The sequence below is a fragment of the Quadrisphaera sp. DVD1 genome, from assembly GCF_058932755.1.
On the sequence record NZ_JBZYWI010000265.1, the window covers coordinates 1 to 1,433 of the forward strand.

Genomic DNA, 1,433 nt, shown 5'->3' on the forward strand with positions numbered 1-1,433 from the left:
GCCCGGTCGTCACCGAGCTGCAGTCGGCGCTCGGCCTGGCCCCGCCGGAGCGCAGCGAGCGCACGGGCTCGTCCGCCGAGCGGAGCCGCAGCCGCGGCTCCGAGGAGGGCGAGGTGGCGGTCGCGTCGACCTCCGACGGGCCGCGGGCCGAGCCGGTGTCCCGGCTGAGCGGCGGCGCGAGCACGGGCACCGGCGCCTCCGGGGCGGGCGGCGCCCCCGCACCGACCGGCACAGGCACGGGCACGGGCACGGGCACCGGCACGCCGACGCAGGAGGGCGCGCCGTCCACGCCGTCCACGCCCGCGCCGACGCTCGATCCGTCACCGGAGCCCACCCCGGAGCCCACCCCGGAGCCGACCCCGGAGCCGACCCCGGAGCCGACACCGACGCCGACGCCGACGCCCACCCCGGAGCCCGAGCCGACACCCACGCCCACCCCGGAGCCCGAGCCGACACCGACGCTCGACCCCACGACGGCCGACCCCACGACGGCCGACCCCACGACGGCCGACCCCACGGGCACCCAGACGTCCACAGCGACCACGGCCACCGAGGCCGCCGCATGATCGTGAGCGTCGGAGCATGAGCGCCGCGCTGCCCGGGCCCCTCCCCCCGCCCGCCGCCCGGTTCTGCGAGGCGGTGGCCTCCCGGCCGCAGGAGCCGCTGGCCGTGGCGGTCACGGGACCGGACGGCTGCGGCAAGTCCACCCTCCTCGCGGCCCTGCGGGCGGTCTACCGGCACGCGCGCGTGCCCGTCGCCGGCCTGGCGGACGTCGTGGCCGGGCGCGTCGACCCGGCCACCACCGCGGTGGTCGTCGACGACGCCCAGGAGGCCGGCCCCGAGGCGCTCGCCCTCCTCACCGCCCTCGCCGAGGACCCCGCCGCCCGCCTCGTGGTGGCGTACCGCCCCTGGCCGCGGCCCGCGGGCCTCGCAGACCTGGTCGGGGTGCTGCGCCAGCGGCGCAGGCCGGTGGTCCTGGACCACCTCGACGCCACCCAGGTCAGCGCGTGGGCGGGCGCCGCGTGGGGCGCGCCCCTCCCGAGCGGGGTGCTCGACCTGCTGCTGACCCAGGCCGGCGGCCTGCCCACGCTGGTGCACCAGCTGCTGCGCTGCCTGCACGACGCGCCCCCGGCACCCGGGACCTCGCCGGTCGTGCCGGAGCGCACGCTGCAGCGGCTGCGCCACGACCTCGACGAGCTCGACGCCGAGGTGCGCCACCTCCTCCTCCTCCTGGCCCTGGGCCTGCCCGTGGACCAGGAGGCGGTCACCGCGGCGCTGGCGGTGCCGGTGGCGGAGGCCGACGAGCTCCTCGACCGCGCCCGCGCCACCGGGCTGCTGCGCGCCGACGGCGCGCTCGTCCCCCTGGCGGCCCGCACCCTGGTCGCCTCCTGCCCCGCCGAGCGCGTGCACGGGCTCCAGCGCGCGCTGCTCGT

2 pseudogenes are annotated in these 1,433 nt (G+C 80.3%); both read left to right on the forward strand.

Annotated elements, in window-relative coordinates:
• Positions 1–566 (forward strand): annotated as a pseudogene (locus AC5FZL_RS16710) (hypothetical protein); the annotation flags it as partial.
• Between the two features lie 16 nt (positions 567–582).
• Positions 583–1,433 (forward strand): annotated as a pseudogene (locus AC5FZL_RS16715) (LuxR C-terminal-related transcriptional regulator); the annotation flags it as partial.